At 38.7% G+C, this 26,044-nt stretch carries 22 protein-coding genes, 3 tRNA genes and 1 pseudogene; 4 read left to right on the top strand and 22 right to left on the bottom strand.

Going from position 1 to position 26,044, the window contains the following annotated elements; all coding sequences use genetic code 11:
* Window positions 1-115 precede the first annotated feature (115 nt).
* Window positions 116-1,486 carry a bifunctional UDP-N-acetylglucosamine diphosphorylase/glucosamine-1-phosphate N-acetyltransferase GlmU gene (glmU, locus tag DQN24_RS01765; protein WP_111695318.1) on the top strand — a complete coding sequence of 457 codons (1,371 nt, stop codon included), beginning with the start codon at window positions 116-118 and terminating at the stop codon, window positions 1,484-1,486.
* A 34-nt stretch (window positions 1,487-1,520) separates the two neighbouring features.
* Here the strand turns inward: glmU and DQN24_RS01760 are convergent, their stop codons facing one another.
* The 9 genes from DQN24_RS01760 to DQN24_RS01720 all read right to left on the bottom strand — a co-directional run bounded on the left by DQN24_RS01760 (window position 1,521) and on the right by DQN24_RS01720 (window position 9,308).
* Window positions 1,521-1,832 carry a DUF5389 family protein gene (locus DQN24_RS01760; protein ID WP_005654509.1) on the bottom strand — a complete coding sequence of 104 codons (312 nt, stop codon included), beginning with the start codon at window positions 1,830-1,832 and terminating at the stop codon, window positions 1,521-1,523.
* A 95-nt stretch (window positions 1,833-1,927) separates the two neighbouring features.
* Window positions 1,928-2,004, bottom strand: a tRNA-Arg gene (locus DQN24_RS01755).
* Between the two features lie 57 nt (window positions 2,005-2,061).
* Window positions 2,062-2,138 (bottom strand) — tRNA-Arg (locus DQN24_RS01750).
* 20 nt (window positions 2,139-2,158) lie between these two features.
* Window positions 2,159-2,253 (bottom strand) — tRNA-Ser (locus DQN24_RS01745).
* A 280-nt stretch (window positions 2,254-2,533) separates the two neighbouring features.
* Window positions 2,534-5,011, bottom strand: a complete 2,478-nt coding sequence (gene torA, locus DQN24_RS01740; protein ID WP_111695317.1) for a trimethylamine-N-oxide reductase TorA — start codon at window positions 5,009-5,011, stop codon at window positions 2,534-2,536.
* Window positions 5,012-5,036: 25 nt separating this feature from the next.
* Window positions 5,037-6,137, bottom strand: coding sequence for a NapC/NirT family cytochrome c (locus DQN24_RS01735; RefSeq protein ID WP_050848972.1), 1,101 nt, complete (start codon window positions 6,135-6,137; stop codon window positions 5,037-5,039).
* Window positions 6,138-6,321: 184 nt separating this feature from the next.
* Complete coding sequence (locus DQN24_RS01730; RefSeq protein ID WP_111695316.1) at window positions 6,322-7,257, bottom strand: alpha/beta fold hydrolase; 936 nt, start codon at window positions 7,255-7,257, stop codon at window positions 6,322-6,324.
* Window positions 7,258-7,310: 53 nt separating this feature from the next.
* Entirely contained in the window at window positions 7,311-8,426 is a 1,116-nt protein-coding gene (asd, locus tag DQN24_RS01725) for an aspartate-semialdehyde dehydrogenase (protein WP_046067649.1), read from the bottom strand.
* 165 nt (window positions 8,427-8,591) lie between these two features.
* The gene (locus tag DQN24_RS01720; protein ID WP_005650876.1) at window positions 8,592-9,308 is read right to left on the bottom strand and encodes an MgtC/SapB family protein; all 717 of its coding nucleotides are present in this window, start codon (window positions 9,306-9,308) and stop codon (window positions 8,592-8,594) included.
* Between the two features lie 152 nt (window positions 9,309-9,460).
* On the opposite strand from DQN24_RS01720, the gene rimO reads away from it, so the two are divergent.
* A complete protein-coding gene (rimO, locus tag DQN24_RS01715) occupies window positions 9,461-10,798 on the top strand; it encodes a 30S ribosomal protein S12 methylthiotransferase RimO (RefSeq protein ID WP_111695315.1) in 1,338 nt (445 codons plus the stop codon).
* Between the two features lie 62 nt (window positions 10,799-10,860).
* Here the strand turns inward: rimO and DQN24_RS01710 are convergent, their stop codons facing one another.
* Entirely contained in the window at window positions 10,861-11,439 is a 579-nt protein-coding gene (locus DQN24_RS01710) for an NAD(P)H-dependent oxidoreductase (RefSeq protein ID WP_111695314.1), read from the bottom strand.
* Window positions 11,440-11,549: 110 nt separating this feature from the next.
* Here DQN24_RS01710 and yafC point away from each other — a divergent pair, with 110 nt between their 5' ends.
* Window positions 11,550-12,437 carry a DNA-binding transcriptional regulator YafC gene (yafC, locus tag DQN24_RS01705; protein WP_048942748.1) on the top strand — a complete coding sequence of 296 codons (888 nt, stop codon included), beginning with the start codon at window positions 11,550-11,552 and terminating at the stop codon, window positions 12,435-12,437.
* 101 nt (window positions 12,438-12,538) lie between these two features.
* Here yafC and rep read toward each other — a convergent pair whose 3' ends face one another.
* From rep to waaA, 4 genes are read right to left on the bottom strand one after another with little or no spacing between them, the layout of a single operon-like run.
* On the bottom strand, window positions 12,539-14,554 hold the full coding sequence (rep, locus tag DQN24_RS01700) for a DNA helicase Rep (RefSeq protein WP_111695313.1): 2,016 nt from the start codon (window positions 14,552-14,554) through the stop codon (window positions 12,539-12,541).
* A 5-nt stretch (window positions 14,555-14,559) separates the two neighbouring features.
* The gene (locus DQN24_RS01695; RefSeq protein ID WP_111695312.1) at window positions 14,560-14,772 is read right to left on the bottom strand and encodes a YceK/YidQ family lipoprotein; all 213 of its coding nucleotides are present in this window, start codon (window positions 14,770-14,772) and stop codon (window positions 14,560-14,562) included.
* Window positions 14,769-15,239, bottom strand: coding sequence for a pantetheine-phosphate adenylyltransferase (coaD, locus tag DQN24_RS01690; protein ID WP_005650857.1), 471 nt, complete (start codon window positions 15,237-15,239; stop codon window positions 14,769-14,771). The genes DQN24_RS01695 and coaD overlap by 4 nt, the downstream gene beginning before the upstream one ends.
* Window positions 15,236-16,519 carry a lipid IV(A) 3-deoxy-D-manno-octulosonic acid transferase gene (gene waaA, locus DQN24_RS01685; RefSeq protein WP_111695311.1) on the bottom strand — a complete coding sequence of 428 codons (1,284 nt, stop codon included), beginning with the start codon at window positions 16,517-16,519 and terminating at the stop codon, window positions 15,236-15,238. The genes coaD and waaA overlap by 4 nt, the downstream gene beginning before the upstream one ends.
* Window positions 16,520-16,581: 62 nt before the next feature.
* Here waaA and DQN24_RS01680 point away from each other — a divergent pair, with 62 nt between their 5' ends.
* A complete protein-coding gene (locus DQN24_RS01680) occupies window positions 16,582-17,346 on the top strand; it encodes a glycosyltransferase family 2 protein (protein ID WP_111695310.1) in 765 nt (254 codons plus the stop codon).
* On the opposite strand, the gene DQN24_RS01675 is transcribed toward DQN24_RS01680, so the two are convergent.
* From DQN24_RS01675 to DQN24_RS01640, 8 genes and pseudogenes are all read right to left on the bottom strand, one after another.
* Window positions 17,343-17,900, bottom strand: a complete 558-nt coding sequence (locus tag DQN24_RS01675) for a DNA-3-methyladenine glycosylase I (protein ID WP_111695309.1) — start codon at window positions 17,898-17,900, stop codon at window positions 17,343-17,345. The two genes, DQN24_RS01680 and DQN24_RS01675, sit on opposite strands and share 4 nt — an antisense overlap.
* Window positions 17,897-18,715, bottom strand: coding sequence for a shikimate dehydrogenase (aroE, locus tag DQN24_RS01670; RefSeq protein ID WP_111695308.1), 819 nt, complete (start codon window positions 18,713-18,715; stop codon window positions 17,897-17,899). The genes DQN24_RS01675 and aroE overlap by 4 nt, the downstream gene beginning before the upstream one ends.
* Before the next feature lie 3 nt (window positions 18,716-18,718).
* On the bottom strand, window positions 18,719-19,270 hold the full coding sequence (locus DQN24_RS01665) for a Sua5/YciO/YrdC/YwlC family protein (RefSeq protein WP_042593999.1): 552 nt from the start codon (window positions 19,268-19,270) through the stop codon (window positions 18,719-18,721).
* Window positions 19,271-19,285: 15 nt separating this feature from the next.
* The gene (locus DQN24_RS01660) at window positions 19,286-19,822 is read right to left on the bottom strand and encodes a topoisomerase DNA-binding C4 zinc finger domain-containing protein (RefSeq protein WP_111695307.1); all 537 of its coding nucleotides are present in this window, start codon (window positions 19,820-19,822) and stop codon (window positions 19,286-19,288) included.
* 9 nt (window positions 19,823-19,831) lie between these two features.
* Window positions 19,832-21,748, bottom strand: coding sequence for an ABC transporter ATP-binding protein (locus tag DQN24_RS01655; protein ID WP_111695306.1), 1,917 nt, complete (start codon window positions 21,746-21,748; stop codon window positions 19,832-19,834).
* Window positions 21,749-21,931: 183 nt separating this feature from the next.
* A complete protein-coding gene (locus tag DQN24_RS01650; protein WP_005650837.1) occupies window positions 21,932-22,228 on the bottom strand; it encodes a helix-turn-helix domain-containing protein in 297 nt (98 codons plus the stop codon).
* A complete protein-coding gene (locus DQN24_RS01645) occupies window positions 22,221-22,580 on the bottom strand; it encodes a type II toxin-antitoxin system RelE/ParE family toxin (protein WP_005694481.1) in 360 nt (119 codons plus the stop codon). Before DQN24_RS01645 ends, DQN24_RS01650 begins: the two co-directional genes overlap by 8 nt.
* 269 nt (window positions 22,581-22,849) lie before the next feature.
* Window positions 22,850-25,872, bottom strand: a pseudogene (locus DQN24_RS01640) (TonB-dependent hemoglobin/transferrin/lactoferrin family receptor).
* Window positions 25,873-26,044: the final 172 nt, after the last annotated feature.

The following is a 26,044-nucleotide window of genomic DNA, read 5'->3' as shown; positions in this document are numbered from 1 at the left end:
ACCGTCGGTTTTTTTCTTATCTAAAAGTCTGTTATAGCTTTTACTTAAAAACTTACCATTCGCTATCTTTCTACGATAGAATATTACCCATTATTGATGAATAAAGAGAAAATCTATGACAAAAAAAGCATTAAGTGCGGTAATTTTAGCAGCTGGAAAAGGAACTCGCATGTATTCCGATTTACCTAAAGTGCTACATACAATCGCTGGTAAACCAATGGTAAAACACGTGATTGATACCGCCCATCAATTAGGCTCAGAAAATATTCATTTAATCTATGGTCACGGTGGGGACTTAATGCGTACCCATCTTGCAAATGAACAAGTAAACTGGGTATTACAAACAGAACAACTTGGCACAGCACATGCAGTTCAACAAGCGGCACCTTTCTTTAAAGATAACGAAAATATTGTTGTGCTTTACGGCGATGCACCGTTAATAACGAAAGAAACATTAGAAAAATTAATTGAAGCGAAACCAGAAAATGGCATTGCATTGCTTACCGTAAATTTAGATAACCCAACAGGCTATGGACGAATTATTCGTAAAAATGGGAATGTTGTAGCAATTGTAGAACAAAAAGATGCAAATGCAGATCAACTAAATATTAAAGAAGTAAATACTGGCGTTATGGTATCCGATGGTGCAAGTTTCAAAAAATGGCTCGCTCGTGTAGGCAATAATAATGCTCAAGGCGAATATTACTTAACGGATCTTATTGCTCTTGCAAATCAAGATAATTGCCAAGTTGTTGCGGTGCAAGCAACAGATGTCATGGAAGTTGAAGGTGCAAATAATCGCTTACAATTAGCCGCACTTGAACGTTATTTCCAAAATAAACAAGCCTCCAAACTATTACTTGAAGGCGTAATGATCTACGATCCCGCTCGCTTTGACCTACGTGGAACATTAGAGCATGGAAAAGATGTGGAAATCGATGTTAATGTTATTATCGAAGGTAGTGTTAAACTCGGCGATCGTGTAAAAATTGGCACAGGTTGCGTATTGAAAAATGTTGTTATTGGCAATGATGTAGAAATAAAACCTTATTCTGTGCTAGAGGATTCCGTAGTGGGAGAAAAAGCCGCAATTGGTCCATTTTCTCGTTTACGCCCAGGTGCAGAACTCGCAGCTGAAACGCATGTCGGTAACTTTGTAGAAATTAAAAAATCTACCGTTGGTAAAGGTTCTAAAGTAAATCACCTAACCTATGTTGGCGATTCTGAAATCGGCTCAAATTGTAATATTGGAGCGGGTGTCATAACCTGCAACTACGATGGTGCAAATAAATTTAAAACGATCATCGGTGATGATGTATTTGTGGGATCTGATACACAATTAGTCGCGCCAGTGAAAGTCGCAAGTGGTGCAACTATTGGTGCAGGCACAACAATTACACGTGATGTAGGCGAAAATGAATTAGTGATTACAAGAGTTGCTCAACGACATATTCAAGGTTGGCAGCGACCAATAAAGAAAAAATAAAATAAAAAATCCTACGTTTTATCGTAGGATTTTTTTATAAACCAATTTTACAAATCGTAATTAAAACCACATAAAAAATGACCGCACTTAATATTAATAATTTATTTGCTAGTTTAGGTTTATGTTGATGAATAAGGTATAGTATTCGAGCTGTAATGGCTAGAATAAAGGGATAAACCCAAAAAAGTATTGAAAATAAATTGATTTGCCAGTTTGTTAGATGAGGATTTTTACTGAATGCCGTAGAAATTAATAATGCCATTGGACACAATAATATAGGCGAACAAAAAGCAGCAAGCCCCCAAGCAAACGGGCTAAATTTAGTTGGTAAAGATTGTTTTTTCATATTTTAAATGATTAAAAATAAATAGATGCAAGAAATAAATATAACAAATATATTGAATAGTAAAGAATATTTTAATGAAAGTAATAATGTAGAAATGGCGCACCCGAAAGGATTCGAACCTTTGACCGCTCGGTTCGTAGCCGAGTACTCTATCCAGCTGAGCTACGGGTGCGTAGATGATGCTTTAATTATTCATAACCACTTTAATAAGATAGAGCCGTTTTAAAAATGGCGCACCCGAGAGGATTCGAACCTCTGACCGCTCGGTTCGTAGCCGAGTACTCTATCCAGCTGAGCTACGGGTGCAGAATAAATAAAACAAACAATGGCGGTGAGAGAGGGATTCGAACCCTCGATGGAGCTTTTTAACCCCATACTCCCTTAGCAGGGGAGCGCCTTCAGCCTGCTCGGCCATCTCACCACAATCAGTGTGAGCGGTATGATACGTTTTTTAGAAAATATGTCAAACCATTTTTTGAAAAACACATCTGTTTGAATATTTTATCTACACATTAAATATATTATTGAATAAAAATCTACTTATCATTCAAAAATACTAAAATCTTAGATATTGTTTCCCGTCTTAATTCATCTTGCTCAAATAACACCTCATGTTTAGAATTTAGTGCTGTTAATGCCTCTTCGTTCTATTATTAAAAAAGAACCGCACTTTTTGAAGTGCGGTTATATTTTTAATAGTTTTACGCCACCTGTTTAGGTTGTTTAAATACCGTAACTTCTGGTGCTACACCTGTAAATTTCTCAATCTGAACGATACAAGTATTTGGAGAATTACCCTGTGCCAATTTAGATGTACCTTCATCTCTAGTTAAGACATTTGCACAACCATTTTTACACAATGGTTTTTCACTTTCACCTAAGTCCATTGGGTCATACCACGCGCCTTCATGGAGAGCGACAGTACCTTTTATGATGTTTTCTGTGACAACCGCACCTGCAAGCACTTGACCGCGTTTGCTATGAATGCGAACAATATCACCGTCTTTAATACCGCGAGTAGCGGCATCTTCAGGGTGAATCATCACTGGCTCACGATCATTTACCGCATATTTTTGACGTAATGAAGTATGTGCCAATTGGCTATGTAAACGATAGTAAGGATGTGGCGTCACTAAAGCTAACGGATATTCTTCTGTCACATTACCCGCAAATTCTTCTGGCTCCATCCAGCTTGGGTGACCTTTACAGTCGTTATAATGCATTTTCTCAATAACATCAGAGAAAATCTCAATTTTGCCTGATGGCGTGCCGAGCGGATTGAGCAATGGATCTTCACGGAATTCTCCATAACGCACCCATTTCTTCGCGGCTTCGCCCACTTCAAAACTTAATGGTTTATTTTCTGCCCAGAATTTATCAAAACGTGGCATTGCTACACGGTTTGCACGTGCGGCAGTAAAGGCTGCATTGTAGAATTCTTCCAGCCATTCCATTTCCGTTTTACCTTCAGTGTATTGTTCTTCCACACCTGCTCGTTTTGCGAGTTCAACGAAAATATCGTAGTCATTTTTCGCTTCAAATTGTGGTGGAACTACTTGTTTCATCGGGTAAACGCTCATCATGGAGTAGTCGCCTGCCATGGTTAAGTCATTACGTTCATAACTGGTAGTTGCCGGCAATACAATATCTGCCATGCGTGCAGTTGGCGTCCAGTTCACCTCATTGACAATCACCACATCAGGTTTCTGGAAAGCTTTCACTAAGGTATTGGTATCTTGATGGTGAACGAACGGGTTACCACCTGCCCAATATACCGCTTTGATGTCAGGATAAGTAATTTCAGTACCGTTATACTGAATTTTTTTGCCTGGATGGAGCAACACATCAGCAATACGAGCTAATGGGAAGGCAGATTTAGAGGTATCATCCAACCATGTTTTTGCACCCGCTTTGCCTGATGGACTTGCGGTAATGGAGCCGATAATACCCCCTGTCGCCGTTGGCACCCCACCATTTGAATAGTGATAACTTAAACCGAAACCACCACCTGGCAAGCCAATTTGTCCCAACATAGACGCTAGCGTTACTAACATCCAGTGGGTTTGTTCACCATGGCGTTGGCGTTGCATACCCCAGCCCCCCATTAACATGGTACGTTTGCTAGAGAAATCTGCTGCAAGCTGTTTAATCGTTTCTGCTGGTACACCACAAATTTTTGCCGCCCATTCTGCTGTTTTTGGTTGGCCATCGGTTTTACCTAATAAATATTCCTCGAATTTAGCATAACCCGACGTGTATTTTTTCAAGAAATCTTTATCGTGCTTACCTTGTTCAACTAAAGTATGTGCAATACCAAGCATTAATGGCACATCCGTTGCTGTATTCACCGGAATCCATTCTGCATTCAGCATTTGGCAAGTTTCGCTTTTTTGCGGGTCGATACAAATAATGCGTTTTCCACTCGCTTGGAATTTTTTGAAATATTCAATCCCTTTTTGGTCAGTAGACATCCAAGCAATACGCATGGTTGTGAGTGGATTTGCAGACCAAAGCACAATAATATCACTACTTTCTAATATGGATTCCCAGCTGGTTTGTTGTTCATAGACTTCAATAGTACCAAGCACATGCGGCATGATTACTTGCGCAGCACCCGTAGAATAATCTCCTTTATGCCCCACAAAACCACCGGTAGCGTTCATATAACGATGTAATAACGTACGAGAAGCATGTAATGAACCACAACTAAACCAACCATAAGAACCGGCAAAAATACCTGTTGGTCCATGTTCGTCACGTACACGTTTAAGTTGATTGTGTACCAAATCTAACGCTTCATCCCAAGAAACGCGCACCCATTCATCACAACCACGCATTGTAGTATCGCTTTTTCCTGGGTTAGCTAAAAAGCCTTTACGCACCATTGGATATTTCACGCGGGCTTCGTTATACAATTGATCGGCAACAACTGTTTGCAATTCGTTCGGCACTGCAGGCTCAATAGCAGGACCAGATTTCACGACCTTACCATCTTGTACAACAACCCCAAGAGATCCCCAATGAGCGGCAGTCACTACCGTTTTCATTTCAGCTTCTTTTGCTACAGCACTTTTTGATACAATGCCCACCATACCACCGGAAAGGGCACTACCAGCCACGCCTAAAGATGTTTTTTTCAGAAAATCACGACGTTGTTCGTTTACGTTATTTTTTTTCATTTCAGCCTCGTTAGATACTCAGTAATTATTTTTTTGCCATATCTTTGGCATTGCGTTGCAGATAAATAGTTAATGCACGTACTTCATCTTTGTTCATTGATGTACGGTCTTTCATAGAATTCACCACACCAATCCATTGGTTAGCCGTGTAATGATCCGCGCTAATTGCTGCGTGACAACTACTACATTGAGTTTGATTTAACTGACTACCGTATTGATTAAGTGCGGCTAAATCTGATGTCATTTTTTCTTTTTTAACATTCACCGCAACATTGATTTCTTTCCAGTCAGAATCTGTTACTGCATCATGAACTGTTTTTAATACTTGAACATGATTACGTGCATCTTCATCCAGTAAAGCAAGCGTGATACGTTTGCCTAACTCTTGATAAACAACCGCTTCAGCTCCTACTTGTTGCCAACCATGCAAGGTGCCTTGAACTTGATCGCCATTTACTTTCCATTGCATTAATTCTGCATAAGGCATTAAGCGAACCTCATTTCCTTTATCATTAGTCGCTTTCATCATTTCAGTGGCAAAAATGGCTGAACCATCAGAGAGAGTACCACCTTGTACAGCAGAGGATTTTTGCGCATTTTGATCGCCATGTGCTTCAGGAAGGAAGTGAACAATACCTTTATGGCAATCAATACAGGTTTGGCCATTTTTTTGGGCATCTGTATGAGTTTGTTTTGCTAATTTAGTTTGTTTTGAAAGCTCCATTGCATCAAAACTGTGGCAGCTGCGACAGGTTTCTGAATCGTTGGCTTTCATATCGTCCCACACTCGTTGTGCCATTTCTTCACGATGAGCTTCATATTTTTCTTTATTCTCAATCTTGCCTTGTGCTTCATACCACAAGTCTTTTAAAGCAATAAATTTCGCTTTGACATAATGCCAACCTTCTTTTGGAATATGACAGTCTGAACATTGTGCTCGCACGCCTTTTGTATTCGCAAAGTGGCTCGAACCTTCCCATTCTGCTTTTGGATAGCTCATTGAATGACAACTTACACAAAACTCAGTTGTACTGGTTTTATGCATAACCCATTGCGTTCCCCACAATGCTACAACACCGACACCCACCAAGCAAAGTGCGGTGACAATTTTCTTCATTTTTGACATAGACACTCCAACTATACAAACAATAAAAAGTATAACTACAAATAAGTATTATGGATTGTAGGGATATAGTGAGAAAGAAACTATGATCTTGCTCAATAAAAGCTTAAACACTCATGAGATAAAAATAAAAAAACATTACATAAATAAATATATAATGTTTTATATTTAATCTAATTAGGAAAATTTAAGAATGAAGAAATTGATTCATGCGTTCAAGCACTGCTTTTCTCACGTTATCCTTTTCAAAAAGGATTTCATGTTTTGCTTGAGATACAAGCATGGATTCTGCATGAGGAAAAAGTGCGGTCAATTTTTCAAGATTTTTGTTATCTACGATTTTTTCTTTTTCCGCTTGTAAAATTAGGATTGGAATTTCAATCTTAGGAATAACTTTCGGCAAACGTTTAATTGCATTCAAACACAAATGCACCCAACGGAATGTCGGGCCACCTAAGTGAATAGCAGCGTGTTTTCGATTAACTCGGTTCATCCATTTCATTCGCGTTTTACAATGGCTAAGTTCATTAAGGTTTAAATCTGCCGGTTTGTAATGTCCTTTGCCAAAAACATAACGCTCGCCTTGTCCTAAAATATTCATTAGGGCAATAATCAGTTCATCTCTAATTGGATGTTTTAAAGAAATGCCGTAAAAAGGCGAAGAAAGTACCGCTTTATTAATGCGATGATCACAATTCGCCAAATAATAGGTGGAAATCAATGCGCCCATTGAATGAGCAAGCAAATGCTGTGTTGAATAGCTGAAAAGTGCGGTTACTTTTTCGATGATTTTCGCCATATCATCGACATAGAAACGAAATTCGTCTAAATGCCCTTTTTGAGGAATAATACGCTGTGAATAGCCTTGACCACGGTGATCAAATAGCAGCACATCATAGCCTTGATGATAAAAATCATAAGCAAGCTCAGTCCATTTCAACATATTTTCAGCACGACCATTTACTAAAATCATCAATTTTCTGACCGCACTTTCAGGTTGAATTAAATGACGATAAGCTAATTTTATATTTCGTTCGCCAGAAAGATATTGGGTCGGAAATTGCTCAAAAAAAGGCAATAATTCTTTAAGAGCAAATTGATGAAAATAAGGTTCTCTGATCATAATTTTTAATCAAAAGGGCGTAGTAAATACGCCCTTTGTAGTGAAAGTAAAATTTATGCCACTAATTGTTTTAAGATACGGCGAACTGGCTCTGCTGCCCCCCATAATAATTGGTCACCCACAGTAAAGGCTGCCAAATATTCAGGCCCCATAGCCAATTTACGTAAACGCCCAACTGGCACGCTTAATGTACCAGTTACTTTCGCTGGCGTTAATTCACGCAATGTGATTTCTTTGTCGTTTGGAATTACTTTCACCCATTCATTATGTGATGCAATAATTTGTTCGATTTCTTCTAGTGGCAAGTCTTTTTTCAATTTAATGGTGAACGCTTGGCTGTGGCAACGTAATGCGCCGATACGCACACATAAACCATCAACAGGAATTGGATTGTCGCTTAAACCTAAGATTTTATTGGTTTCTGCATAGCCTTTCCACTCTTCTTTAGTTTGCCCTGTTTCAGGAAGAAGTTTGTCAATCCAAGGGATTAAGCTACCGCCTAATGCTGCACCGAAGTTATCTGTTGGGAAGCTATCAGAACGCATTTCTGCAGTCACTTTACGTTCAATATCTAAAATAGAAGAAGCTGGGTCTTTTAATTCACTAGAAACCGCTTGTTCTAATAAACCCATTTGTGAAAGTAATTCACGCATATTTTTTGCACCAGCACCCGAAGCCGCTTGATAAGTTGCGACAGATACCCATTCCACTAAATCTTTTTCAAATAAACCACCGATAGCCATCAACATTAAGCTCACGGTACAGTTACCACCCACGAAAGTTTTAATGCCTTTTTTCAAACCTTCAGAAATCACGTGTTGGTTTACTGGATCAAGAACAATAATTGCATCATCTTTCATACGTAGTGCAGACGCGGCATCAACCCAATAACCGTCCCAACCTGTTGCTTTTAATTTTGGATAGACTTCATTGGTATAGTCGCCACCTTGGCAAGTCACGATAATGTCTAATTTTTTAAGTTCATCAATGTCGAATGCATTTTTAAGCTCACCCGCTTCTTTACCTGCAAATACAGGGGCTTTTTGACCTGCTTGTGAAGTTGTAAAAAATACAGGATTAAGATTTTCAAAATCATTTTCCTGCGACATACGATCCATTAATACGGAACCGACCATTCCGCGCCAACCGATAAAGCCTACATTTTTCATTGTTGTTTCCTTAGTTTGTTGTGTTTGAATAGAATTACTAATTACAAGATAGCGTTATCAAAATCAAGTATTTTTAATGAAAATTGATCTGTTGTGAAAGAAATTAAATAAAAAATAAAAAAGTGTGGTTAATTTAAAAGAAAATTTAATTTAATCACTCTTTTTCTAGTTATCTACTTCCACACTCATTACACCTTCTTCCGCTTTCAACAACGCATACGCATCTTTCAACATTGTGGAATCAATGGAAAAACAACAGATTTGTAACCGCACTTCACCACTACTTTGATCTTTCACTTGTATATGTTCAATACGATACTGATTGTTTACTAACAATTGAGTGACTTTTCCAATACTTTCCGCACCATTGACAAGAATATTGAATTTTGTCCGACGACGTTGCGATTTACGATGTACCCAACGTTGTACCAACGGACTTAATCGAATAGACACCAAAATCATCACAGTTGCAATGACCGCATCGAATACGAAACCTGCTCCAGCAGCAATACCGATCCCCGCAGAAGCCCAAATAATCGCCGCAGTGGTTAAACCTGAAATCGCATCATTTTTCTTATGCAAAATCACACCAGCACCTAAAAAACCAATACCGCTAATCACTTGAGCCGCAAGACGCATTGGATCTGTACGAATATTGTCTGAAACTTGCGCATAATGCTCTGCGGCTTGAATCGAAACAATGGTTAGCACACAAGTGGTGACGGCAATAATAGCGCAGGTTTTTACACCCACAGGTTTACGTTTAAGTTCACGCTCTAAGCCAATAATACTACCAAGCACCATCGCCAATAGCATTTTGCTAAAAATAATTAAGTGATCAGGATCGAAAAGTGCGGTTAAAAGTAAAGATGAATTTTCCATAATGATAAAAATGATTCCGACATAACCATCTATTCTACATCACTTAGCTTAAAATCTTTACTCTTCTAAGCCTTTAATTTATCGCCTTTCTTGCGAAAATTGAGTAAAATCTTGCGCTTGAAATTTTATAGAGCGAAAAAACGGTTATTTTTATGCAAAATTCAACTCCAAGCATTGGCTTTGTAAGCCTTGGTTGCCCAAAAAACTTAGTAGATTCTGAACGAATCTTAACGGAACTACGCACCGACGGTTACAACATTGTGCCAAGCTATGAAAATGTTGATTTAGTGATTGTGAATACTTGTGGATTTATTGACAGCGCGGTGCAGGAATCCCTCGAAGCGATTGGCGAAGCATTAGAAGAAAATGGGCGCGTCATTGTGACTGGCTGTTTAGGGGCAAAAGAAGACCAAATTCGTGAAGTGCATCCTAAAGTTTTGGAAGTTAGCGGCCCACATAGTTATGAAACAGTGATGGCTCAAGTTCACAAATACGTGTCAAAACCGACACATAGCCCTTACACCAGCTTAGTACCAAAACAAGGCGTAAAACTGACACCAAAACATTATGCCTATTTGAAAATCTCTGAAGGCTGTGATCACCGTTGTACGTTCTGCATTATTCCATCTATGCGTGGCGATTTGGAAAGCCGCTCTATTACGCAAGTTTTGGACGAAGCAAAACGTTTAGCCGAAGCAGGCGTAAAAGAATTACTTGTGGTATCACAAGACACTTCCGCTTATTCCATGGATTTAAAACGCCAAGAGGGCGGTGTAAAAACGGCTTTTTGGAATGGCATGCCAATTAAAAATGATTTAATGACGCTTTGTAAACAGCTTGGCAAACTTGGCATTTGGGTTCGCTTACATTATGTGTATCCCTATCCACATGTGGATGATTTAATTCCATTAATGGCTGACGGCACACTCTTACCGTATTTAGACATTCCATTACAACACGCCAGCCCGAAAATCTTAAAAGCAATGAAAAGACCGGGCAGTATTGACCGCACTTTAGAACGCATTAAAAAATGGCGTGAAATTTGCCCAGATTTAACATTACGCTCCACTTTCATTGTAGGTTTCCCAGGAGAAACAGAAGAAGATTTCCAATTATTGCTCGATTTCTTAAAAGAAGCCCAGCTTGATCGCGTAGGCTGTTTCAAATTCAGCCCCGTTGAAGGCGCACCTGCAACAGATATGGCTGACCAAGTGCCAGAAGATGTGAAAGAAGAACGTTTCCATCGTTTCATGCAATTACAACAAGAAATTTCTGCAAACCGTTTAAAACAAAAAATCGGTAAAACTCTTGATGTATTAGTGGATGAAATTGACGAAGAAGGCATTATTGGCCGCTCCAAAGCAGATGCCCCTGAAGTGGATGGTTTAGTTTATGTAGATAATTTAAGCGGAATCAATGTCAAAGTGGGCGACGTGATTAAAGTAACCATCATAAATTCTGATGAATATGATTTGTGGGGAAGTTGTTAAATAACAACAATCTCAAGGAAATAAACAAAAAATCCATCTTCGTATTGAAGATGGATTTTTTATTAGCCAAACACTTTTTCCAAATGTGCTTGGTAGTCTGATAAATATTGTTCTACTTGTGGATTTTTAACCACATCGTTACATAAGAATGTCGGCAGACGGGTCAAGCCGATGAACTCGTTGAGTTTGTGGAAAGGCATATACACAGCATCCACACCTTTGCCTTCAAAGAAATCGCCTTCGCGAGTAAAGGCTTCAATCGGTGCATTCCAAGTAAGTGAAAGCATATGTTTTTTGCCTTGCAACAAGCCGCCTGTGCCATAGCCTTCAGTTGGATTGACGCTGTGTCTGCCATCGTTGTGATATAACTTGCCGTGTCCACTGGTTAATACTTCGTCTATGTATTTTTTCACTGTCCAAGGTTCGTGCATCCACCAGCTCGGCATTTGCCAAATCACGGCATCCATCCACAAAAATTTTTCGATTTCTGCTTCAACATCATAGCCAGCATCGATCACAGTTTCTTTTACATTGTGTCCAAGTGCGGTCAAAACTTCTTTCGCTTTTTTGTGAAGTGTGTGGTTCAACTCGCCATGTGAATGTCCAAACGCTTTACCGCCGTCTAATAATAAAATATTCATCTTTTTGCTCCTAAAGCAATAATCCAAAGAGAGCTTTATTATGCTGTTTTACTTTATACTTAAAAAGTGCAAAAATAAAAAAACTCTTTTGCGTTAAACAGAATAATAAAATGAAAACAACTTCTGAAGAATTAACCGTATTTGTACAAGTAGTCGAAAATGGTAGTTTCAGCCGTGCGGCCAAACAGCTAGCGATGGCAAATTCTGCTGTAAGCCGTGTGGTGAAAAGGTTAGAAGAAAAATTAGGCGTTAACCTAATCAACCGCACCACGCGACAGCTAAGACTAACAGAAGAAGGTTCACAATATTTTCGCCGAGTGCAGAAAATTCTGCAAGAAATGGCTGCAGCAGAAGCTGAAATGTTGGCTGTGCACGAAGTACCACAAGGCGTACTACGCGTAGATTCCGCCATGCCGATGGTGTTACATCTGCTAGTGCCATTAGCAGCGAAATTCAACGAACGTTATCCGCATATCCAACTTTCGCTAGTTTCTTCCGAAGGCTATATCAATCTGATTGAACGCAAAGTCGATATTGCCTTACGAGCTGGAGAATTGAATGATTCTGGGTTGCGTGCTCGTCATCTGTTTGATAGCCACTTCCGCGTAGTCGCCAGTCCAGAATACTTGGCAAAACACGGCACACCACAATCAACTGAAGATCTTGCCAACCATCAATGTTTAGGCTTCACTGAACCTAGTTCTCTAAATACATGGGCGGTTCTAGATGCTCAAGGAAATCCCTATAAAATCTCACCGCACTTTACCGCCAGCAGCGGTGAAATCTTACGGTCATTGTGCCTTTCAGGTTGTGGTATTGCTTGCTTATCAGATTTTTTGGTAGACAATGACATCGCTGAAGGAAAATTAATTCCCCTATTTTCTAATCACATCACCGATGAAACACTCCCTTTCAACGCTGTTTATTACAGTGATAAAGCTGTCAACCTTCGCCTACGTGTGTTTTTAGACTTTTTAGCAGAAAAGCTGAGGGGATAATTAAAATTCATAAGCATCAAATTTTAAAGTCCATTTGTAAAAATACTTTAAAACCTGACCGCACTTTTCCCCTCTTGTCTTTTCATTCCGAGCCAGATTTTCTAGTCTCCTTTCAAAATCGCCCTCAATCTATCAAGTTGGTTTTGTGTTTTTTCTTGTTTTTGCTCGGTGGTTAGTTTTGGTTTATCGCGTTCCCATAACACATCGTCATTGGGTAATTCAGCTAAAAATCTGCTGGGTTCTGGACGAATTAATTCTCCATATTGACGGCGTTCTCGACACAAGGAAAAAGTGAGCTCTTTTTGTGCTCTTGTGATACCCACATAAGCCAAGCGGCGTTCTTCTTCCACGTTGTCTTCATCAATGCTAGTTTGGTGGGGCAAAATACCCTCTTCCATACCAATCAAATAAACATAAGGAAATTCCAATCCCTTAGAGGCGTGCAATGTCATCAGTTGAACTTGATCGCTCTCATCATCGTCTTCGCCTCGCTCCAACATATCGCGTAATGTCAGGCGGGTTACTACTTGATTAAGGTTCATCGGCTCATTGGTTTCATCGCCTTTTAACATATCCGCAACCCAGTCAAATAGCGTGGCAACATTCTTACTTTGCATTTCTGCCGCTTTAGGGCTTGTTGCGTATTCGTACAAATATTCTTCATAATGAATCACAGATAACATTGAACGTACCGCACGTTCTGGTTCAGAACGTTGAATTTCATCATTAAGTTCTACAATCCAACGGCCAAATCTTTGCAATGAATCATAGGCTTTTGGCGTGATGCGTTGAATAAGCTCAAACTCAAAAATAGCTTCAAACAAACTGATATGTTTTTCTTGAGCCAGCTCACCAAGTTTTTGTAACGTCGCGGTGCCAATTTCACGCTTCGGTGTATTCACAATACGCAGGAATGCGGCGTCATCATCTTGATTCACCACCAAGCGTAAATACGCCATCATATCTTTGATTTCTGCACGGGAGAAAAAAGAAGTACCGCCCGAAATTTTGTAAGGAATACGGTTTTGCATCAGTACTTTTTCGAGTAATCGGGATTGATGATTGCCTCGATATAAAATCGCGTAATCTTTATATTTGGTTTTACGGCTAAAACGATGGGCGATCAACTCTGCGACAATCCGCTCTGCTTCGTGTTCTTCATTTTTTGCTTCGATAACAAGCAATTTTTCTCCTTCTCCAATGGTTGAAAAAAGTTTCTTATCAAACACGTGCTCATTGTTATCAATTAAAATATTGGCGCAATGCAAAATACGCTGGGTTGAACGGTAATTTTGCTCTAGCTTAATCACGTTCAAACGAGGGAAATCATCGCGTAAACGCACCATATTTTCTGGTCGTGCACCACGCCACGAATAAATAGATTGGTCATCATCGCCCACCACAGTGAAACAAGCACGATCACCCACTAAAAGTTTAATCAGCTCATATTGGCTGGTGTTAGTGTCTTGATATTCATCCACCAACAAATAACGAATTTTTGCCTGCCATTTTGACCGCACTTCTTCATTTCGCTTGAACAACAACGTCGGCAGCATAATCAAATCATCAAAATCAAGGGCATTGTAAGCTCGAATTTGTGTGGTATAACGCTCATAACATTTTGCAAAAGTTTGATATTTTGCATCACGCGCCAACGCAAACGCCTGTTTTGGCGAAATCAAATCATTCTTCCAGTTAGAAATCACTGAAATTAACTCACGCAATAAATCCTTATCTTCTTTTAACACATCAGCGGTTAGCTCTTTTAACAACGCAAATTGATCCTGTTCATCAAACAAGGTCATATTTGATTTAAAGCCCAACGCTTTATATTCACGCTTAATAATGTCAAAACCGAGCGTATGAAAAGTGGAAACGAGCAAGCCTTTAGATTGCTCTTTGCCAATGGAATGTGCCACACGCTCTTTCATCTCGCGTGCGGCTTTATTCGTAAAAGTGACGGCAGCAATTTGTTTCGGAGAATAACCGCACTTTTCAATTAAATGGGCGATTTTATTAATGATTACGCGAGTTTTGCCAGAGCCTGCGCCAGCAAGCACAAGACAAGAGCCTGTTACATATTCAACGGCTTGTTGTTGTTGAGGATTGAGTTTCATAAAAATTATTGAGCCCACGCATAGGGCAGTAATACGGTGTCTAATAAAAATGAGAGGGGCAAATCTAAGATTGGCAATCCCCATTGTTGAGCCATTTCAAGATCATAAGCAACCCCTGCATAGGCAGTATATTTTTCCGTTGGATCGATAAGTTTGACCACGGAACCACAACCAGATAACGCGATAAGTGCGGTTAAAAAAATAAAGGTTTTTATCATCGTGCTTTTAACGCATTAAATACAGGCACAGGAACTAACTCCGCCACATCACCGCCGTGCAAATAAATTTCACGCACAATGGTGGAAGAAACAAACGCCCATTTTTCTGCTGGTGGGAAAAACAAGCTCTCTACGCCTTTTGTGAGTAAACGATTAAGGGCAGCTAATTGAAGTTCATATTCAAAATCTGTTGTTGTGCGTACGCCACGAATAATGGCAGAAATATTGTGCTGCTTAATCACATTTGCCAACAAATCAGAAAAGCCAAACACCTCCACATTGGATAAATGCGTAACAGATTGACGAACAAGCTCCACGCGTTCCTCCAAAGAAAATAGCGTTTTTTTGCTTGGGCTATTTGCCACCGCCACTAAAACACGAGGAAAAATTACCGCACTTCTTTCAATAATGTCTAAATGACCGTTTGTAATCGGGTCAAAAGTGCCAGGATAAATCACGCTCGTCATACATTATGCTCCAAATAAGGTTTTAATAAATCTAACAAACGCTGTAATGCACCACGGTTTTCCATCAGCACTTCATAGCCTGCATTGCCTAAACGTTCGCTAGCCTCTTTTGAATTTAATAAGGCTTCTACCGCGCGTTCTAAGGAATCTGCGGTTGAATTAACTTCCAACACACCTTGCACTTCCACCAGCATTCGAAATATCTCGGGGAAATTGAAAGTATGCTTGCCAGTAATCACTGGCATTTTAAATGCAAGAGGTTCTAAAGGATTATGCCCCCCGTGTTTTACAAGGCTTCCACCCACAAAAGCAATATCGGAAATGCCATACATCAACATAAGCTCGCCCATACTATCGCCCAAAATCACTTGGGTATTTTCATTTGGTAATTCATTTGTGGAGCGACGAATAAATTGAAATTTTTCCTTTTTAAGTAAATCAGCCACCACATTAAAACGCTCTGGATGGCGTGGAACGAGCAATAACAATAAATTTGGGTATTTTGCTAACAAAGCGCGGTGAGATTTTAAAATGATTTCATCTTCTCCGTTATGCGTACTGGCTGCAATCCAAATTGGACGATTTTTTACCCAAAGAGATCGTAAATCATCAATCTTTTCACGTAATTCATCAGTGATCGAGAGATCATATTTAATATTGCCCGTGATATTCAATTTTTCCTTTGGATACCCCAAAGTGGCATAGCGTTTTCCGCTAATATGATCCTGTGCTGCAATCAAACTAATTTGCGACCACATTGTTTGTAAGCGCGCTTTTATTTTTCCGTAACGATGTGCAGAACGTGCGGATAAACGAGCATTAGCGATGACAAATGGGATATTGCGCAAAAATAATTGATGAATAAGATTAGGCCAAAGTTCTGTTTCCATCACGATACATAATTTAGGTTGTACAAAATTAATAAAACGATGGATCGAAAAAGGCAAATCAAAGGGTAAATAATAATGAAAAACACTGTCTCCAAAAGTGGCTTTTACGCGTTCTGAACCTGTGGGAGTAAAAGTCGTAAAAGTAATGGATAAATGCGGATAATCTTGTTGTAATTGGCGAACTAGCGGTGTCGCAGCAATCACTTCTCCTACGGAGGCTGCGTGGATAAAGATCCCTTGTGGTGGTGGACAAGGCGCATTACCATAAAAACCATAACGTTCAGTCAAACGCTGACGATAACGTGGAGATTTAACACTGAGCAAGCCAATAAAACACAATATCAACGGCTGGCAAATTAAAAGCAAGCTGGTATAAAAAAAACGCCACATAAATGAAATTCGGTTATACTTGAAAAAATTTCGGCTAGTATAGCAAAAAAAGGATTGAAAATATGCCTACAATTAGCGTTGCAATGATTGTAAAAAATGAAGCACAAGATCTAGCGAATTGCTTAGACACTGTGAAAAATTGGGTGGATGAAATTATTATTCTAGATTCTGGCAGCACAGATAACACTAAAGAAATTGCGCTCAGTTATGGGGCGAAATTCTATGAAAATAGCAACTGGCAAGGCTTTGGTAAACAACGCCAATTAGCCCAACAATATGTAACCAGTGATTATGTACTCTGGTTAGATGCTGACGAACGCGTTACACCCAAGCTACAACAGGCTATCTTAAGTGCGGTTAAAAATGATCGAGAAAATACCGTTTATGAAATTCCACGAGTGAGTAAAGTCTTTGGACGTGAAATTCGCCATTCAGGCTGGTATCCCGATTATGTGGTTCGTCTCTATCGCACAAACTATGCACAATATAACGATTCACTTGTGCATGAAAAAGTGGAATTTCCAGCTGGCACAAAAGTAGAAAAATTAACAGGGGATTTAGAGCATTTCACTTATAAAAGCATTCATCATTATCTAGTGAAATCCGCAGGTTATGCCAAAGCATGGGCAGACCAACGCCAAGCTAAAGGAAAAAAAGCCACACTTTGGCAAGGAATTTCGCACGCACTTGGTTGTTTTATGAAGATGTATTTGTTAAAAGCGGGTTTTTTAGATGGCAAACAAGGATTTTTATTAGCGGTGTTATCAGCGCATTCAACCTTTGTAAAATACGCCGATTTATGGGAGCGCGATCAGCATAAACACTAGCGAGTTTTGTAAGGGCAATCATTTAAATGATCGTCCACCAGCCCCATAGATTGCATAAACGCATAGCACGTGGTTTCGCCAACAAAGACGAAACCACGTTTTTTTAAGGCTTTAGAAAGTGCTTTAGATGCTTCTGTTTTAGCTGGTACAGTTCGCAAATCAGGCACATCATTGACAATCGGTTTATGATTTACAAATGACCAAACAAAATCACTGAAATTTTCACCGCACTTTTCCATCGCCAAATAAGCTTTCGCATTTTTAATAATGGCTTCTAACTTGGCTCGATGACGAATTAATCCTGCATTTTGCATGCAAGCATCAATATCAAGTGCGGTCATTTTTGCGATTTTTTGGGGATCAAATTGATGAAAGGCTGCACGGTAAGATTCACGTTTTTTCAAAACCGTAATCCACGAAAGCCCCGCTTGCTGCCCTTCCAAACAAATTTTTTCAAATAGCTTTTGGCTGTCGAATTCAGGCTTTCCCCATTCCTTGTCATGATAATCAATATAAATAGGCTGTTCACCAACCCAAGGGCATCGAGTAGTCATAACATCGCCTTTTTAAGCTGTTCATAAACCGCGACAAAATCTGGCATTACGCCTCGCCATAAATGGAAAGAATGTGCTGCTTGCGCGACTAACATTCCAAAGCCATCGCTAACATTGGTTAAACCTAAACTTTTGCATAATGCAATAAATGGCGTGTCTGTGCCTTTCGCGTATTGCATATCGTAAAAAGCTGAACCTAATCTTAAAATTTCAGCATCAACTGGAGCCGTTCCACCACTTAATCCAGCAGAAGTCGCATTAATCACTACATCATAAGTTTGTAACGGAATAGAATCCATTGAGGTGGCTTGAATATTGCCGTAAGGCTGAAATCTTTCAGCTAATTCTTTGGCTTTGGAAAAAGTGCGGTTGGCAAGCACAATATTTTGTTGAGCTTGCAAAAGTGGCAATAATACGCCTTTTGTTGCTCCGCCTGCTCCTAGAATTAATATGCGTTGATTTGGACGAAGCCAATTTAAACGTTGTAAATCCGTCGCTAAGCCAATCCCATCAGTGTTATCCGCATAAAGTTTTCCATCATCGAGTTTTTTGAGAGTATTACAGGCTTCCGCCAATTTTGCTCGTTGGCTATATTCGTCTGCCAGTTGATAGGCACGTTCTTTAAAAGGCGAAGTAATATTGCAACCTTTCGCACCCTCCTCAAAAAATGCCAAAAGCTGTTGTTCAAAAGAATCAAGATTGCCTAATTTTGCGATGTATTCCATAGTTTGATGGGTTTGCGCTGCTAACTTATTTTGAATTAATGGGGATTTACTTTGCGTAATCGGATTGCCCCACACAGCATAAAGATCCATAAATTATCCCTGTCTAAAAAGTTGATTTGTACGTAAGTCTCGAATTTCAGATGGATTGCGTGCATCTCCCACAGTTTCATCTAATACTGGAAAATCTGCACCGAATTGTAATCGCACTTCATCAGCGGTGCGGCAAGGTGGCTCTCCTGTCAGATTTGCACTCGTTGAAGTTAATGTAAAACCCGTGAGTTCACATAAGGCTTTCACAGAAGGATGATCGCACAAACGTACCGCAATACTATCAAATTTGCCTGTGAGAAAATACGAGGTGGTCGATTTAGCTGGCACAATCCAAGTCGTTGGACGTTCATATTTACCTTGCAGGCGAGAAAGCTGTTCATCGTTAATCAGCTCAAAATCAACAAAAGGACGGAAAAAATCCAAGCTCGGTGCCACTAAAATCAGCCCTTTTTCCACTGGGCGTTGCTTCAAATCAAGTAATTTTTTTACCGCACTTTCACTTTGCGGATTACAGCCCAAGCCAAACACAGCTTCAGTGGGATAAGCGACCACTTGATTTTGTCGAAGTGCTTCGGCGATTTGTTCTCTATTCATTTCACTCTTTTACTTTTATTGCTCAAAAATATGACGGCAAGTTTTATTTGCACACTGGAAAATTTGTTTTTCCCCATCTTTACTTTTTAACCAAGAAAGTGGGAAATGGCAGGTTGGGCAAGGCACGGCATAAGGCTTGGTAGGCAAAGAAAATTTACATTTAGGGAAATTATCACAGCCGTAAAAAATTTTTCCTTGGCGACCTCGACGAGAAATCAAATACCCCGTTTTACATTCAGGACAAGCAATTTTTTCCTCAGATTCAGATTCTTCCCGCACTACAAAATCGCATTCAGGATAATGGCTACAACCAATAAACATCCCAAAACTGCCTTGTTTCAACTGCAATAAATTACCGCACTTCGGGCAAATTTCATCAAGTGTTTTTAATACTTTATGCTCCGATCGTTGCAAAGGACGCAAATAATCACATTCAGGATAAGCAGAGCAACCTAAAAACAGCCCTTTTTTGCCTTGTTTAATTTGCAAAGGCGCACCACATTGAGGGCAATATTCCTGTTGTTTGCTATGATGAAAAAGGCTTTGATTCATAATCTATCCTTATGCTTGAAGCATTTCTTCCAATTCTTCCTGTGCAGTCATCCATTCCGTTTCCACATCATCTAATGCTTTCTTCACATCCACTTGTTGAGCCAAAAGTGCGGTTAATTTTTCTTTATTTTCGGCATTATATAATTCAGCATCTGCTAGTTGATTTTCTATGCTCGCAAGCTCAGAAGAAAATTTATTCATTTTTTCTTCTAATTGCGTGATTTTTTTACGCAATGGTGCAGTTTGTTGGCGTAACTCTGCTTCACGGCGTTTTTGTTCCTTACGATTTTGAACCGAATTTTCATTATCACCTACTTTTTCTGAGACTTTATTTTCAGACGTACTGTTTTGTTCATTCAGCCATTTTTGATAGTCTTCTAAATCGCCTTTAAATTCTTCCACTTTTTTATCGTGAACTAAATAAAATTCTTCCACAGTATTGCGCAGTAAATGACGATCGTGAGACACCACCACCAAAGAACCTTCGTAATCCACCAGCGCTTCCGTTAATGCCTGACGCATATCCAAATCCAAATGGTTGGTCGGTTCATCAAGTAATAGCAAATTCGGTCGTTGCCAAACAATCAAAGCCAACACCAAACGAGCTTTTTCTCCTCCAGAAAAGGATTTCACTGCTTGATTTACTTTATCGCCGTGGAACGCAAAACTACCCAAATAATCTCTAACCTGTTGCTCCGTTTGCTCTGGTGCGAGTTTTTGCATATGCCACAGGGCAGATTCATCTGCACGTAAAGTATCTAATTGATGCTGAGCAAAATAGCCAAGCTGCACACCTTTAGCCAACTGCACTGTGCCTGAAAGTGCGGTCAGTTCTCCCGCTAAAAGTTTAATCAAGGTTGATTTACCTGCACCATTTTTACCGAGCAAACCAATCCGCGAACCTGGCACTAAATTCAACTTAATTTTACCCAAAATTTCTACCGCACTTTCTCCACTGCCGTAACCTGCACTCGCTTGCTCAATCATCACTAAGGGATTTGGCAAAGATTGTGGCGGACGAAATTCAAAGGTAAAAGGGTTATCCACATAAGCAGGCGCAATCAGTTCCATGCGCTCTAAGGCTTTCATACGGCTTTGTGCTTGTTTGGCTTTGGTGGCTTTGGCTTTAAAGCGATCAATATATTTTTGTAAATGGGAAATTTTTTGTTGTTGCTGACGATACATCGCTGTTTGTTGAGCCAATTTAGTGGCTCGTTGCACCTCAAAGGAAGAATAATCGCCTGTGTATTCGTTAAGCTTCTGATTTTCGATATGGAGGATTTTTGTCACAATCGGATCGAGAAAATCACGGTCGTGAGAAATTAATACCAAAGTGCCTTGATATTGTACTAGCCAACGTTCTAACCAAATAACCGCATCCAAATCCAAATGGTTGGTTGGCTCATCAAGTAACAATAAATCTGACGGACAAAGCAGAGCTTGTGCCAAATTCAAACGCATCCGCCAACCGCCCGAAAAGGCTTTCACTGGCTGAGTTGTTTCTTCTTGACTGAATCCTAAACCATGCAATAAAGACGCGGCACGAGATTGAATTGTCCACGCATCCAAGGTTTCTAATTGCCCGTGAATACGTGCAATAGCGTTACCATCATTGCGTTCATTTGCTTGTTCAAGCTCTTGTTGCAAACGGCAATATTCACGATCCCCTTGAATTACATAATCAATCGCAGAAATATCCAATGCAGGCGTTTCTTGATTCACCCAAGATACTCGCCAATTTGCTGGGTAATTTACCTCTCCGCCCTCTGGCGTTAATTCTTTTTTCAATAAGGCAAAAAGCGAAGATTTTCCACAACCATTCTTCCCCACCAAACCGACTTTTTGCTTAGGATTAATGGTAGCAGAAGCATTTTCGAGAAGTTCCGTTTGCCCTCGTTTTAAGGATAAGTTACTAAATATAATCATTTTTCTACATAGGTCTTAATTTGAGGCTATTTTGCAATATTTTTTCTTTTCTCGGAACAGTCTATTCCGATTTTATCGATTTTCTAGTCAAAAAAGCCACGTATAATAAGGTGCAATAAAAACTATTTATTGAGAAAACTTAATGAAAATATAACAAGTCAATATGAAAATAATGGGTATATCTTAGGCATTTTTTACCCTTAGAGGCACAATCGACAGGGTTTTCCCTAAAGGAGCGAGCAATTTTAACAACGTTTCAAGTTGAGGATTCGTTTGTCCTTTTTCAATGCGTGCAATCATAGGTTGCTTCACACCGCTTAAGGTTTCAAGTTGTTTTTGGGAAATCCCAAGTTGTTGGCGAGAAGTAATCAATTCTTTAATTAAGGCTACACGTAAATTACTTTCGCGGATTTCTTCTTCATTGAAAATTTGCTGTTCAAACTCATTCCAATTTGAACCTAATGGGCTGATTTTATTCATTTTTCAATCTCTCTTTTAATTCACTTAAGCGTTGTTGGGCTGTTTGGATTTCTCGTTTTGGCGTTTTTTGTGTTTTCTTCATAAATTGATGTAGTAAGACAAAGCGACCGTCCATTAATCTTGCAAACAAGATGCGATCCCTAATTGGGCGAAGTTCCCAAATTTCACCGTCTAAATGTTTAACATAGGGTTTGCCAACAGACGTCCCGAGTTCGCTTAATAACTTTACATAATCTCGAATTTTATTCAGTTTAATTCGACTATCTTTGCTTTCATTTTGAGCCAGCGATAGCAGATACTCTTTCACTGGCTCAATGTCATTTTGGTCTCTGTAAAAGAGAATCTCGTACATAATTTATCCTATTTACTTACTTATTTCAATAACTAATAAGTTATTAATTTTTAATGTGTAATCATAAATAGAAACTAAAAATTTGGCGAGATAGTCATTTCAATCTTTCGATCGAGATCGCAAAAATAGCAAAAAGAGCTTGATTTTCAAGGAGATTTTGCACAAATGCCGATGTTTGAACATTGGCTTTGAAAGAGAGAGTAAAAGGTAGATTCTTTCTCAAGAAAAAGTGCGGTAAAAATTTACCGCACTTTTGATTTTAGACAGGTTTAAAACTCAAACTGCACTGACATCTTATAATTTCTACCTGGTGCGTAGAAACGGTTAATGCCTAATCCTGTTGATTGTTCTATAACATTACTTGTTCCAAATGAACGAATTGAACGCGCAGAATCCCAAGTAATATATTTACGGTTTGTAAGATTATATACGCCAGCTCTTATGGTTAAGTTTTTAATTGGTTGCACATATCCAATTAAATCTAGAATAGTATAAGATTTACTGCGCCATTTTATGCTAGTGTTCATTTGTTTTTTATCTTTCGCATAAATATCATAAGTATCTTCTGGATTTTTAGTGGCTACGTGGGTAGTGTAGAAATTAAATCCAAATTTTTGGCTTGGGTGGTCATAGCCTAAGCCATACACCATCGTTTTAGGCTGAATTGCATTCATAGGAATATTGCCATCCATTCTTCCTTTTTGATAGGTATATTTATAGCTTAGGTTAAATCCATCCATAAATTTTGCCATTTTACCAAGGAATACTTTGGAATTAATTTCTATTCCTTTTACTACCGCACTATCTCTATTAATATTTTGATAAAGAGAAAATGATAATGAGCGACCTCCACCACCGCCTACTGCAAAATCTTGTTCTCCTTTAAATATTAGGTCGATAAAGTTTTTATAGTTGGTTTTAAATAGACTTGTCGAGATAAAACCCCAATCATCATTATGTAATGTAAAAGCAATTTCTTTTGTTTTTGCTATCTCTGGTTTTAGATTAGTATTTGGCAAAATAGTGAAATCAGGGTGTTTAAAGGTGAAATACATTTCATCTGAAGTTGGTGCTCTAAAACCTTTTGAATATTTTAGTTGTAAACGAAGAAAACTCGTTGGATCAATCGTTGAAGCAAAACTGTAAGAATGTGCTTTATATTTTTTCTTTTGGCTTGCAATATAATTTATGTTATCTATAACATTCTGTTTTATCTGATTCTCATCAGGCGAAGAATATCCACCCGTACAGTAATAACATGGCGAACCTTTAGGTAATGGAATAAATAATCCTTTCACAATATCATCAGGTAATTTCGGTGTAACGCCGTGTTTATATTTTGGTTGATAATGGATATTGTCATAACGATAACCTAAATCAAATGATAAATAATCAGTTATAACAACATTATCAAAGAGATAGACTAATTTTTCTTTTGTTTTAATGGGTAATAAGTAAGAAAATTCAGGATCAACTCGAGGGCAAAGAAAGGCATTCCACCCAGAAGTAGTTGCACAAGTTTCTACAATTTCTTGACTTTTAAAATAATCATATCTCGTCCCTAATGTTCTTTTCGCCCACCATTGAACATCAGAAGCATCATTACCAGCACGATTAACCATTCGCTTCATCGTTGTATTATATGAGCTACCATATTGTAGATTATGTTCAACACGCCAAGTTTTGAAGTCTTTGGTTAAATCTAAATTTAATTGTTGGGTGTTGGTGTCTAAATCTCTCTCTTGCCAGAGGCGTTCTAAATAACCCGGAGATGAGGGAAGAATAGATTTTATTTTACCATAATTATAATTCTTATTATCCTTATCCTTTATTCTAGCGAATGTTTTGCCATTTAAGTCTTTTTTTTCAAGTTCAACTTCTTTCCATGTTCCTTTATGGCCATAAGATTTTTCACCTTCAAAAACTTTCATTTTTGTTTTATTTTCACAATCAAATAGTGAACAATCATACCAAGTGTCACCGGCGTTTCCTAGGGTTAGTTTACCTTCTATTTCTTTCTTATCAGTATCAATAAATTTATTGAAGTCATATTTTCCAGTTTCGTCAATTTTTTTAAATTCAAGTGGTGAACCATCTCGACGTGTTATTTTCCCATCTGTTAATTTTAGTCCCGTAGGATTTTCTGTTCCCTGACAATGTCTGACACCAGCATCACAATACTCATCTGTGCGTGCACGAGTTTTAATACGTTGATCAGAATAAGTGATTTTTAATGTATCCCAAAATGGAGTTTGAGAGAAATTTTCATAACTAAATGAAATATTACGTCTCTTTGTTTTATCATTGGTGTGTCTAGATTCAACTTCAGGGGTTTCATTACCACTACGTTGATATTTTAATGTATAGGATAAATCTTGCCCACGAGAACGATGTTCATATAAATCAGCGGCAAAGGTAAAACGATGATTTTCTGTAGGATTGAAAGATAATTTTAATAATGTACTGTCTTGTTCAATTTTATATGGATCTGCTTTTTCTCTGCGTTTACCTTGAATTTTATCGTTATAATTTTTATAACCATAGTTCTCAAGTTCATGTCCATTTCTGCTTGTTGTAACCACTAGCACATCGAACTTTTTATAACGTCCTGCAAGAGTAAGGGTATTGAATGATTGATTATTTTCCGTAGCGTATCCCTTTTTGTAGCTTACATAGTAATCCTTGTTTATGAGATAATCTCTCGCATCTTTTGTTTTATAAATTACAGATCCACCTAAGGAACCACTACCACTTTTGATTGAATTTGCCCCTTTTGTAATATTTACTTCTTTTAAAGTTTCAATTTCTGCACCATTACGCGTGTTATTGAAGTTACCATAACCCTCAAAAAGCTCTTTAAAGCCTTGAGAAGATAATGTTTCAGCTTGACGTAATCCATCAATATTAATCGCTACACGATTTTCATCTACACCACGAATGGCAAAACCGCTTTGCCCAAAACGCCCAGCTTCAACAACAGTAACGCCCGTTTCGTATTTAACGATGTCTTTAATATTGTTTGCTTGTTCTCTTTCCAGCGTTTTAGCTGTTTTTACCGTCTCGGCAATTTTTGGCGGTGTTTTTGTATCACTATTTTCGGTAGAACCAGATACATTAATTTGCTCTAGTTGTTCAGAAACATTACTATTTTGGTTGGTTGGTTGGTTGGTTGGTTGGTTGGTTGGTTGGTTGGTTGGTTGGTTGGTTGGTTGGTTGGTTCAGCATAAGCAACACTTGCCGTTAGCCCAAGCATAACGGAATAGGCAAGTAGGTTTAATCTAAAATTGGTCATATTTAATCCCATAAAAAAATAATAATAATTCTCAAATATATTATAGAAAAAAGCATTCTCTCACAATACTAAAAGTGTATTTTTGATCAAAATCAAGAAATAAAAACTATTCTCATTATTTTCTGTATTTAAACGAGCTTGTTTCCTATAATGCGAGCCGTTGATTGTTGAT

It is taken from the genome of Haemophilus influenzae, assembly GCF_900475755.1.
In the GTDB taxonomy this organism is placed as follows: domain Bacteria; phylum Pseudomonadota; class Gammaproteobacteria; order Enterobacterales; family Pasteurellaceae; genus Haemophilus; species Haemophilus influenzae_D.
The sequence above is the reverse complement of the archived record's forward strand: the minus strand, read 5'-3'. Positions and strand labels throughout refer to the sequence as shown.

Excerpts from the sequence above, each read along its gene's own strand:
- DQN24_RS01675 (WP_111695309.1), bottom strand. The coding sequence starts at position 17,900 with ATGACTACTCGATGCCCTTGGGTTGGTGAACAGCCTATTTATATTGAT.
- aroE (WP_111695308.1), bottom strand. The coding sequence starts at position 18,715 with ATGGATCTTTATGCTGTGTGGGGCAATCCGATTACGCAAAGTAAATCC.
- torA (WP_111695317.1), bottom strand. The coding sequence starts at position 5,011 with ATGAAAAAAAATAACGTAAACGAACAACGTCGTGATTTTCTGAAAAAA.
- DQN24_RS01680 (WP_111695310.1), top strand. The coding sequence starts at position 16,582 with ATGCCTACAATTAGCGTTGCAATGATTGTAAAAAATGAAGCACAAGAT.
- rep (WP_111695313.1), bottom strand. The coding sequence starts at position 14,554 with ATGAAACTCAATCCTCAACAACAACAAGCCGTTGAATATGTAACAGGC.
- DQN24_RS01660 (WP_111695307.1), bottom strand. The coding sequence starts at position 19,822 with ATGAATCAAAGCCTTTTTCATCATAGCAAACAACAGGAATATTGCCCT.
- DQN24_RS01695 (WP_111695312.1), bottom strand. The coding sequence starts at position 14,772 with ATGATAAAAACCTTTATTTTTTTAACCGCACTTATCGCGTTATCTGGT.
- coaD (WP_005650857.1), bottom strand. The coding sequence starts at position 15,239 with ATGACGAGCGTGATTTATCCTGGCACTTTTGACCCGATTACAAACGGT.
- yafC (WP_048942748.1), top strand. The coding sequence starts at position 11,550 with ATGAAAACAACTTCTGAAGAATTAACCGTATTTGTACAAGTAGTCGAA.
- DQN24_RS01710 (WP_111695314.1), bottom strand. The coding sequence starts at position 11,439 with ATGAATATTTTATTATTAGACGGCGGTAAAGCGTTTGGACATTCACAT.
- DQN24_RS01735 (WP_050848972.1), bottom strand. The coding sequence starts at position 6,137 with ATGTCAAAAATGAAGAAAATTGTCACCGCACTTTGCTTGGTGGGTGTC.
- DQN24_RS01730 (WP_111695316.1), bottom strand. The coding sequence starts at position 7,257 with ATGATCAGAGAACCTTATTTTCATCAATTTGCTCTTAAAGAATTATTG.
- DQN24_RS01645 (WP_005694481.1), bottom strand. The coding sequence starts at position 22,580 with ATGTACGAGATTCTCTTTTACAGAGACCAAAATGACATTGAGCCAGTG.
- DQN24_RS01665 (WP_042593999.1), bottom strand. The coding sequence starts at position 19,270 with ATGAATAGAGAACAAATCGCCGAAGCACTTCGACAAAATCAAGTGGTC.
- glmU (WP_111695318.1), top strand. The coding sequence starts at position 116 with ATGACAAAAAAAGCATTAAGTGCGGTAATTTTAGCAGCTGGAAAAGGA.
- DQN24_RS01720 (WP_005650876.1), bottom strand. The coding sequence starts at position 9,308 with ATGGAAAATTCATCTTTACTTTTAACCGCACTTTTCGATCCTGATCAC.
- asd (WP_046067649.1), bottom strand. The coding sequence starts at position 8,426 with ATGAAAAATGTAGGCTTTATCGGTTGGCGCGGAATGGTCGGTTCCGTA.
- waaA (WP_111695311.1), bottom strand. The coding sequence starts at position 16,519 with ATGTGGCGTTTTTTTTATACCAGCTTGCTTTTAATTTGCCAGCCGTTG.
- DQN24_RS01655 (WP_111695306.1), bottom strand. The coding sequence starts at position 21,748 with ATGATTATATTTAGTAACTTATCCTTAAAACGAGGGCAAACGGAACTT.
- rimO (WP_111695315.1), top strand. The coding sequence starts at position 9,461 with ATGCAAAATTCAACTCCAAGCATTGGCTTTGTAAGCCTTGGTTGCCCA.
- DQN24_RS01650 (WP_005650837.1), bottom strand. The coding sequence starts at position 22,228 with ATGAATAAAATCAGCCCATTAGGTTCAAATTGGAATGAGTTTGAACAG.
- DQN24_RS01760 (WP_005654509.1), bottom strand. The coding sequence starts at position 1,832 with ATGAAAAAACAATCTTTACCAACTAAATTTAGCCCGTTTGCTTGGGGG.